This is a genomic window from Enterobacter sp. LM3, assembly GCF_046622475.1.
GTDB classification, from domain to species: Bacteria; Pseudomonadota; Gammaproteobacteria; order Enterobacterales; family Enterobacteriaceae; genus Enterobacter; species Enterobacter cloacae_P.
Window position 1 is genome coordinate 29,842 of record NZ_JBJURN010000013.1, and the last position, 9,970, is coordinate 39,811.

At 53.7% G+C, this 9,970-nt stretch carries 8 protein-coding genes; 6 read left to right on the plus strand and 2 right to left on the minus strand.

Features of this window, described 5'->3' with window-relative positions:
• Nucleotides 1-115: 115 nt before the first annotated feature.
• Nucleotides 116-1,306: a maltose/maltodextrin ABC transporter substrate-binding protein MalE gene (gene malE, locus ACJ9N4_RS14510; RefSeq protein ID WP_182273380.1), complete on the minus strand. Its 1,191-nt coding sequence runs from the start codon at nt 1,304-1,306 to the stop codon at nt 116-118.
• A 371-nt stretch (nt 1,307-1,677) separates the two neighbouring features.
• Between malE and malK the strand changes: the two genes are divergently transcribed.
• From malK to ubiA, 5 genes are all read left to right on the plus strand, one after another.
• Nucleotides 1,678-2,787 carry a maltose/maltodextrin ABC transporter ATP-binding protein MalK gene (gene malK, locus ACJ9N4_RS14515; RefSeq protein ID WP_411500583.1) on the plus strand — a complete coding sequence of 370 codons (1,110 nt, stop codon included), beginning with the start codon at nt 1,678-1,680 and terminating at the stop codon, nt 2,785-2,787.
• 71 nt (nt 2,788-2,858) lie between these two features.
• Nucleotides 2,859-4,172 (plus strand): maltoporin, encoded by a 1,314-nt coding sequence (locus tag ACJ9N4_RS14520; protein WP_182273382.1) that lies wholly within the window; start codon nt 2,859-2,861, stop codon nt 4,170-4,172.
• Between the two features lie 114 nt (nt 4,173-4,286).
• Nucleotides 4,287-5,243 (plus strand): maltose operon protein MalM, encoded by a 957-nt coding sequence (malM, locus tag ACJ9N4_RS14525; RefSeq protein ID WP_182919252.1) that lies wholly within the window; start codon nt 4,287-4,289, stop codon nt 5,241-5,243.
• 179 nt (nt 5,244-5,422) lie between these two features.
• A complete protein-coding gene (gene ubiC, locus ACJ9N4_RS14530) occupies nt 5,423-5,920 on the plus strand; it encodes a chorismate lyase (protein WP_182273384.1) in 498 nt (165 codons plus the stop codon).
• A gap of 13 nt (nt 5,921-5,933) precedes the next feature.
• Complete coding sequence (ubiA, locus tag ACJ9N4_RS14535; RefSeq protein ID WP_182273385.1) at nt 5,934-6,803, plus strand: 4-hydroxybenzoate octaprenyltransferase; 870 nt, start codon at nt 5,934-5,936, stop codon at nt 6,801-6,803.
• Nucleotides 6,804-6,870: 67 nt separating this feature from the next.
• Here ubiA and plsB read toward each other — a convergent pair whose 3' ends face one another.
• The gene (gene plsB, locus ACJ9N4_RS14540; RefSeq protein ID WP_182273386.1) at nt 6,871-9,291 is read right to left on the minus strand and encodes a glycerol-3-phosphate 1-O-acyltransferase PlsB; all 2,421 of its coding nucleotides are present in this window, start codon (nt 9,289-9,291) and stop codon (nt 6,871-6,873) included.
• 209 nt (nt 9,292-9,500) lie between these two features.
• On the opposite strand from plsB, the gene ACJ9N4_RS14545 reads away from it, so the two are divergent.
• On the plus strand, nt 9,501-9,869 hold the full coding sequence (locus tag ACJ9N4_RS14545; protein ID WP_182273387.1) for a diacylglycerol kinase: 369 nt from the start codon (nt 9,501-9,503) through the stop codon (nt 9,867-9,869).
• Nucleotides 9,870-9,970: the final 101 nt, after the last annotated feature.

Here is a 9,970-nt window from a genome sequence, read left to right on the forward strand (position 1 = left end):
CTCTACCACGTTTGATCTCTTCTCCCTCTCCTGGGTGAGAGGGCCGGGGTGAGGGCGTGCGGATAGCGACAACCCTCACCCGAACCCTCTCCCAAAGGGAGAGGGAACTACGGCATTACTTAGTGATACGACCCTGTGCATCTTTCAGTGCAGCATCAACAGTCTGACGACCGCTTGCGGCATTGATAACTGCAGTACGGGTGGCATACCAGAACGCAGCCATTTGCGGGATGTTCGGCATGATTTCGCCTTTCTGGGCGTTATCCATGGTTGCGGCGATGCGTGGATCTTTCGCCAGATGATCCTGGAAGGATTTCAGCGCAACAGCACCCAGCGGTTTGTCCTTGTTCACTTCATCCAGACCCTGATCGGTCAGCAGGTAGTTTTCCAGGAACTCTTTCGCCAGCTCTTTATTCGGGCTGGCGGCGTTGATACCCGCACTCAGCACGCCAACGAACGGTTTAGACGGCTTGCCTTTGAAGGTTGGCAGCAGCGTTACGCCGTAGTTGATTTTGCTCTTGTCGATGTTGGTCCAGGCCCACGGACCGTTGATGGTCATCGCCGTTTCGCCTTTGTTGAATGCTGCTTCCGCGATGGAGTAATCGGTATCCGCGTTCATGTGTTTGTTCTTGATGAGGTCAACCAGGAAGGTCAGACCCGCTTTCGCGCCAGCGTTGTCCACGCCCACATCTTTAACGTCATACTTGCCGTTTGCATACTTGAATGCATAACCACCATCAGCAGCAATCAGCGGCCAGGTGAAGTACGGTTCTTGCAGGTTGAACATCAGGGCGCTCTTACCTTTCGCCTTCAGCTCTTTATCCAGTTTCGGGATCTCTTCCCAGGTCTTCGGTGGGTTAGGCACCAGGTCTTTGTTGTAAATCAGAGACAGCGCTTCAACCGCAATTGGGTACGCGATCAGCTTGCCGTTATAGCGAACGGCGTCCCACGTGAACGGGAACAGTTTGTCCTGGAACGCTTTGTCTGGCGTCACTTCAGCCAGCAGACCTGATTGCGCGTAACCACCGAAGCGGTCATGTGCCCAGAAGATGATGTCCGGACCGTCACCCGTTGCAGCAACCTGTGGGAATTTCTCTTCCAGTTTGTCCGGGTGTTCAATGGTTACTTTAATACCCGTGTCTTTTTCGAATTTTTTACCCACTTCGGCAAGGCCGTTATAGCCTTTGTCGCCGTTAATCCAGATAACCAGCTTACCTTCTTCAATTTTGGCGAGAGCCGGTGCGGAAATCATCATTGCTGCCAGGGCGGACAATGCGAAAACGCGTGCGCCAGTCTTGATCTTCATATCTGCCATCCTTTTTTGGTGATGTGCTCGTGGATACATGAGGTGGTTCAACGTGACTCAGTCTCCTTATTTGACATCCTCTTTCCATCCTCCCAAGTCCTACGCCCCACCCCTTCTTTGTGTGATCTCTGTTGCATAAACCTAGGTTATGAGTGCTGGCGCACATAAAAACACGCTGATTTTTGCAGGCGGCTTCACGAATTTTGCCTCAGCCCTCCTGCGGCGGTCGCAGAGCCTGCTCTCTCATCCTCCCGCCTCCTCCCCCATAAAAAAGCCGGGGGGTGGAGGATTTGCGAAAGTAATGGATACCCCATAGTGAACTTATCTTGAATGTTTCTGTCGGCGACAGGTTGTAACGAAGGGAGAAGGGCATGGCGAACGTACAGCTGCGTAATGTAACGAAAGCCTGGGGCGATGTAGTGGTGTCAAAAGACATCAATCTGGACATCCACGAAGGTGAATTCGTGGTGTTTGTCGGCCCATCTGGCTGCGGTAAATCTACTCTGCTGCGTATGATTGCCGGTCTTGAAACCATCACCAGTGGCGATTTGCTGATCGGTGATACCCGAATGAACGACATCCCGCCCGCGGAACGTGGCGTAGGTATGGTGTTCCAGTCTTATGCACTTTATCCCCATCTTTCCGTGGCCGAGAACATGTCTTTCGGTCTGAAGCTGGCGGGGGCGAAGAAAGAGGTGATTAACCAGCGCGTCACTCAGGTGGCGGAAGTGTTACAGCTGGCTCATCTGCTGGAGCGTAAACCGAAAGCGCTCTCCGGTGGTCAGCGTCAGCGCGTGGCAATTGGCCGTACGCTGGTGGCAGAACCGCGCGTGTTCCTGCTCGATGAACCTCTTTCTAACCTGGATGCCGCGCTGCGCGTTCAGATGCGTATCGAAATCTCCCGTCTGCACAAACGTCTTGGCCGCACGATGATTTACGTCACCCACGATCAGGTCGAAGCGATGACGCTGGCCGACAAAATTGTGGTGCTGGACGCCGGTCGTGTGGCGCAGGTGGGTAAACCGCTGGAGTTGTATCACTACCCGGCAGACCGCTTTGTTGCGGGCTTCATTGGCTCGCCAAAGATGAACTTCCTGCCCGTCAAAGTGACCGCGACAGCCATTGAACAGGTACAGGTGGAGCTGCCAAACCGCCAGCAAATCTGGCTGCCGGTCGACAGCGCCAACGTACAGGTAGGGGCAAACATGTCCCTGGGTATTCGCCCTGAACATTTACTGCCGAGCCACATCGCTGATGTGACCCTGGAAGGTGAAGTTCAGGTTGTAGAACAACTTGGTCACGAAACACAGATTCATATCCAGATCCCCGCCATTCGTCAGAACCTGGTGTACCGCCAGAATGACGTGGTGTTGGTAGAAGAGGGTGCCACATTCGCTATCGGTTTGCCGCCAGAGCGTTGCCATCTGTTCCGTGAGGATGGCACCGCATGTCGTCGGCTGCATAAAGAGCCAGGCGTTTAAGCAATCCCAAAAGAAGACACGAAACCGACAGGTGAAGTGTTCAAAGAAAAGCAATGATCTCAGGAGATAGAATGATGATTACTCTGCGCAAACAAGTCCCTCTGGCAATCGCCATTGCGGCAGGCATCCTGTCTGCCCAGGCGGGTGCCGTAGACTTTAAAGGTTATGCTCGTTCTGGCATCGGCTGGACCGGGAGTGGCGGTGAACAACAATGTTTCCAGGCAACCGGTGCTCAAAGTAAATACCGTCTTGGTAACGAATGTGAAACCTATGCGGAATTGAAACTGGGCCAGGAAGTGTGGAAAGAAGGTGATAAGAGCTTCTATTTCGACACCAACGTCGCGTATTCCGTTTCTCAGCAGAACGACTGGGAATCCACCAGCCCAGCCTTCCGTGAAGCTAACGTGCAGGGTAAAAACCTCATCGAAGCACTGCCAGGCTCCACCATCTGGGCCGGTAAGCGTTTCTATCAACGTCATGACGTTCACATGATCGACTTCTACTACTGGGATATTTCTGGTCCTGGTGCGGGTATCGAAAACATCGATCTGGGCTTCGGTAAACTCTCTCTGGCAGCAACCCGTTCTTCCGAATCGGGCGGTTCTGCAACCTTCGCTGACCGTGATGCACTGGGTAATCGTATTTATGACAACCTGGTACCGAACGATGTCTTCGACGTCCGTTTAGCACAGATGCAGATCAACGACGGCGGTACGCTGGAGTTTGGTGTTGACTATGGTCACACCAACATTCCTGATGACTACTACCTGCAGCCTGGCGCGTCTAAAGATGGCTGGATGTTCACTGCTGAACACACCCAGAGCATGCTGAAGGGCTTCAACAAGTTCGTTCTGCAGTACGCAACTGACTCTATGACCTCCAACGGTAAAGGCCGTCCGGAAGGTGGTAGCATCAACAACAACGGCGACATGTGGCGCGTGCTGGACCACGGTGCGATCTCTCTGGGCGACTCCTGGGATCTGATGTATGTGGGTATGTACCAGGACATCAACCTGGATAACAACAACGGTACCAAGTGGTGGACCGTCGGTGTGCGTCCTATGTACAAATGGACGCCAATCATGAGTACCCTGCTGGAAGTTGGCTACGACAACGTTAAGTCTCAGAAAACTGACGACACCAACAGCCAGTACAAAATCACCCTGGCACAGCAATGGCAGGCAGGCGACAGCATCTGGTCCCGTCCGGCTATCCGTGTCTTCGCAACCTATGCGAAGTGGGATGAGAAATGGGGCTACGCAAACAGTGACTCCGGTGCTGGTTATGACTCTGGCATCGCGTACAGCGACACCTCCGCGAAAACCTTCAGCCGTGGTGACTCCGACGAGTGGACCTTCGGTGCCCAGATGGAAATCTGGTGGTAATTCGTTAGACCTGACGTAATGACCTAAAAAGAGGGGCGTAAGCCCCTCTATCCTTAGGGTACTGCGCGCTATTGCCTGGCCACCGCAGTGCTCACGCTATCAGAGGTAATAACAATGAAAATGAAGAAAAGTCTCGTCGCGCTGTGCCTCTCTGCGGGGCTGCTGGCCTGTGCTCCAGCTATCACCTTCGCAGACGTCAATTTCGTACCACAAAATACCAGTGCTGCCCCTGCTATTCCGGCGGCGGCGCTCCAGCAACTGACCTGGGTCCCGGTTGATCAATCCAAAACCCAGTCAACCCAGCTTTCTGCTGGTGGCCAACCCCTGAACGTACCGGGAATTACTGGCCCGGTTGCCGCCTTTAGCGTACCGGCGAACATCGGTGAACTGACCCTCACGCTGACCAGTGAAGTGAATAAGCAGACCAGCGTCTTTGCACCTAACGTGCTGATTCTGGATCAGAATATGACGCCATCTGCATTTTTCCCGAGTGAATATTTCAGCTACCAGGAGCCTGGCGTCATGAGCGCCGACCGCCTGGAAGGCAAAATGCGCCTGACGCCTGCCCTGGGTCAGCAAAAGATTTATGTTCTGGTCTTCACAACAGAGAAAGATTTGCAGCAGACCACGAAGCTTATCGATCCGGCGAAAGCCTACGCCAAAGGGACGGGTAACTCTGTTCCGGATATTCCGGATCCATTAGCACGCCACGTCACCGACGGTCTGCTGAAACTGAAAGTCTCTACTAACAATGCTTCCAGCGTGCTGGTTGGCCCACTGTTTGGTTCCTCCGGTACTGGCCCTGTCACCGTAGGCAATACTGCTGCACCTGTGTACACCGCGCCAGCTGCCACAGCAGCAGCCGCACCCGTTGCTGCTGCCGCACCAGCTCCGGCGAAGAAAGCCGATCCGATGCTGAACGACACCGAAACCTATTTCAACAATGCCATTAAGCAGGCGGTGAAGCGCGGCGATGTCGACAAAGCACTGAAACTGCTTGATGAAGCCGAGCGTTTAGGTTCTACCACTGCCCGTTCCACCTTTATCAGCAGTGTAAAAGGCAAGGGGTAACCGTCTCCCCACAGTGCTGATTTGTTAGTAGTTTAGTGCGCCTGAGTGGGCGCACTTTTTTTGTACCGCCTGCGCTGTTGCGCCATTGTTGCGATAGTGATCGCTAAATAACGTTTGGCCGCCCTCAATCTGCTTTTCTGCGATACAATGCCATTACGTTATGTATCGGAGAGTCTGGCATGTCACACCCTGCGCTAACGCAACTGCGTGCGCTACGCTATTTCGACCAAATACCTGCGCTTGACCCGGAGCAACGTGACTGGTTGCTGCTGGAAGATTCCATGACTAAACGTTTTGAACAACAGGGCAAAACGGTCACGGTGACGATGATTCGGGAAGGGTTTGTCTCTGCCGATGAAATTGCCAGTGAGCTGCCGCTGTTGCCGAAAGAAAATCGCTACTGGCTGCGTGAAATTTTACTGTGTGCTGACGGTGAGCCGTGGCTTGCTGGTCGGACGGTGGTTCCCGAGTCCACTCTTTCCGGGCCGGAGCTGGCTCTGCAACGGCTGGGGAAAACGCCTCTTGGGCGCTATCTTTTCACATCGTCTGAACTTACCCGGGATTTTATTGAGATTGGAAGTGAAGCCGACCTGTGGGGGCGTCGTTCCCGCCTTCGCCTGAGTGGTAAGCCGCTAATACTGACGGAGCTTTTTTTACCGGCGTCGCCGTTGTACTGAGAGGAAGAAAAAAATGGAGTGGAGCCTGACGCAGAATAAGCTGCTGGCCTATCACCGCTTAATGCGTACAGATAAACCCATTGGCGCATTACTGCTGCTATGGCCGACCTTATGGGCACTGTGGGTGGCGACCCCGGGGATGCCACCGCTGTGGATCCTGGGCGTATTTTTCGCCGGTGTCTGGCTGATGCGTGCGGCGGGCTGTGTGGTCAATGACTATGCAGATCGTAAGTTTGACGGGCATGTGAAGCGTACCGCTAATCGTCCTTTGCCTGGCGGGCAGGTTACTGAGAAAGAGGCGCTTACGCTGTTTGCCGTGCTGGTTGTGTTCTCTTTCATGCTGGTGTTAACCCTGAATACGATGACCATCCTGCTTTCCATTGCAGGGCTGGCGCTGGCCTGGGTTTATCCATTCATGAAGCGTTATACCCATCTGCCACAGGTGGTGCTGGGCGCGGCGTTTGGCTGGTCGATTCCCATGGCATTTGCGGCAGTGAGTGAGTCTGTGCCGCTCAGTTGCTGGCTGATGTTCCTGGCGAATATCCTCTGGGCCGTAGCGTACGATACGCAGTATGCGATGGTTGACCGCGATGATGACCTGAAAATTGGCATTAAATCGACCGCGATCCTTTTTGGTCGCCAGGACAAACTGATCATTGGCATTCTGCAGGCAGCGGTGCTGGCGCTGATGGTAGTGATTGGTCGCCTGAACGGGCTGAACTGGGCGTTTTACTGGTCAGTGCTGGTGGCGGGGTTGTTGTTTGCATATCAGCAAAAGCTGATTGCAAAGCGCGAACGTGAAGCCTGCTTTAAAGCGTTCATGAATAATAACTATGTTGGTCTGGTGCTTTTTTTAGGGCTGGTGATGAGTTACTTTTCATAGAAGAACGGCAGCCGAATAGCTGCCGTTTTGTTTTCTCTCTCTCACAGAGATAGCTGGGCTGATAGCATCACTCGCCCTGCGTCGCACTCTCAATCGTTAAACGCACATCTGAGGTAATCAGCTCGGCAAGCATCTGATAAACCTTCAGCGTCTCTTCCGGCTCGGCATCACCCGTATCACTAATAAATCCTTCATCACGCAGCGTCAGCACCAGTGAGCTGAATACCGCTTTGTCGAAGAATTCTGGTGCGTTAATGCCGTGCAGAACAGACAGGCGCTGTGCCAGCGTCCGGCTCTCTTTTTCCAGCGTCCCGCGGTTAATGGACGGGTTCGCGCTCAACAGCCAGAAGGTGATGGCGTAGCGCTGCAGTGTTTCGCGCGCACCGGCCGCCAGCAGTTGCAGAGTTCGGGTACGCGATGGACTGATATGCAGCTCGTCATGAGTAAGGGTAATCAACCCCTGGCGATGCATCTCTTCCGTCATTTTATCGAGCTCTACCGCCAGCTCATCTTTGCTCCAGCGCAGGAACAGCTCAGCTTTTAGCATCGGATAGATGGCTTCAACGTGGCGCAACAGCTCCTGACGTGAAATGCGGCGATGCTGAGTGATGATTGCCGCCATGAGTGACGGTAGCATCAGCATATGCGTGATGTTGTTGCGATAGTACGTCATCAGCACAGCCTGCTCGCGCGGCAGAATGATGATGTCGCCAATCGTATCTTTCTCAACTTCGAACTTGTTCATCTGCAGCGCGTGTTCGATGAGCTCACCCGCCGTGCTTGCAGGCGCGGTTGAATCAACGGAGTACGGAACGTTACGCATGATATCCAGATAACAATCAAGCTGCTCCGTAAGCTGCTCACGGGTCAGTGAACGCTGGCGGGAGGCCAGAAGCGCGGTACAACACAGGTTCATGGCATTCGCCGCGCCAGCGTTGTTAATGCGCACCATCAGCTCGGCTGCAATACCGTTCACCGTTGGCGTCAGCCAGGCAGGACGTATCGCCTCGATTGGATCGATAGACTCACGCCACTCCGGAACATGGTTGTTCAGATACGTCATTAGTGGCATTGGCTCACCAAAGTTCACGTAACCCTGGCCGAGGTTGCGCAGCTTACTGAGGCCACGCAACATTTGCGGCAGGCTCTCTTTCTCTTTGGTCGCCCCGCGTAGCTCTTTGGCGTAAGTACCCACTTCCATCACGTGCTCATAGCCAATATAGATTGGCACCAGCGTGATGGGACGGGTTCCCCCGCGCAGCATTGCCTGGATGGTCATCGACAGCGTGCCGGTCTTCGGATCGAGCAGGCGTCCAGTACGGGAACGCCCCCCCTCCACGAAGTACTCCACGGAATAACCGCGGCTAAACAGTTCGCCCAGATATTCCCGGAACACGGTGGAGTAGAGCTTGTTGCCCTTAAAGGTACGACGAATAAAGAACGCACCGAGGCGGCGGAAAATCGGGCCTGCAGGCCAGAAATTCAGGTTAATACCGGCAGCAATGTGCGGCGGTACCAGCCCCTGGTGATAAAGCACGTAAGAGAGCAACAGGTAGTCCATGTGGCTGCGGTGGCAGGGAACATAGACAATTTCGTGGCCGTCATGCGCCAGTTGACGCACGCGCTCGGCGTTGTGAACATTAATCCCCTGATAGAGGCGGTTCCACGTAAAGCTCAGAATACGATCGGACAGGCGAATCATCTCGTAGGAGAAGTTCGCGGCAATCTCTTCCATCAGCGCAATGGCGTTCTGCTGCGCTTTCTCGTGCGAAATCTTCTTGCTGCGCGCTTCGTCTTCAACGGCGCGAGCGATCGCTTTGGAGGCCAGCAGCTTGTTGAACAGATCCTGACGCGCCGGGAGACGAGGCCCAACGGCGGCCAGACGCTGGCGCGCGAAGTGCATACGCGCCACGCGCGCCAGTTTTTGCGCGATGATCTTATCGGTGCCGTGTTCGTCCGCCATCCGGCGCAGCGAGACTGAAGGGGAGAAACGCACAAAGCTATCGCGCCCCAGCCAGGAAACCGCGAAGAATTTCTGGATGCCGTTGAGCATACGCAGCGGCGGATTCTCTTCGCCTTTTTCACGACCCGGGCGACGACCAAACATCACCGAAACCGGCACCATCTGTACATCCAGGTCAGGATTACTGCGGTGCAGGTCGAGATAGTCGTGGAACAGCTTGATGGACTCTTCTTTTGGCGTGTAATAGGTAAACACGCGCGGCCCGCCGTGAATGAACACGTAGCGCGGCAGTAGCGTCCCGTCGATTTCCAACGGTTCAAGCGGATCGGGTAAATCGTGCGCCAGACACTGGGCGCGAAGCGTCAGCAAGTCTGCCTTCGAGTTATAAGGCAAAACGTACATGATAGGGCGCGATGTATCGAGCCCCAATTCCAGCGCGGGTTCTGCTGGGATAGACTTGCTTTTTACCAGGACGCTTAATGGTAAATTAAGTAATTTGTAGTAAATTCGTGGCCAGCCGGACATAAACGATGTAAAGCCTCTGGTTAATAATGCAATTGCGGCGCAAGGATAACAGAAAGCGCGCAAAATTACTGTTGTTACCCGTCATACTTCGGGCTGCAGCAAAACGCGTTGCAGCTATATACACTTCATCCTTCACCTTGCCGCCTTGATGCTGCATGAATGATTTTGTGTATAGTTACTGACGCTATTTCTCATAAAAGGTTCTTTTAATGGCCAATAATACTACTGGGTTAACCCGAATCATCAAAGCTGCCGGCTATTCATGGAAAGGTTTCCGTGCCGCGTGGGCTAATGAAGCTGCTTTTCGCCAGGAGGGTGTTACCGCGATCGTCGCGGTTATCATCGCCTGTTTCCTTGATGTTGATGCCATAACCCGCGTTCTTCTGATTGGTTCTGTACTGTTGGTGATGATAGTGGAAATTCTCAATAGCGCTATTGAGGCCGTTGTGGATCGCATCGGCTCTGAATTCCACGAGCTCTCTGGGCGCGCGAAAGACATGGGTTCTGCCGCTGTACTGCTGTCGATTATCACTGCGGTCATCACCTGGGTCACGCTGCTTTGGTCACATTTCCGATGAGCCTCGAGGAATAATTAAGTCCCTGGTTTTTTGTGCAGTTTTTGGTTCCAAAATCACCTTTGACTGTATATACTCACAGCATAACTGTATATACACCCAGG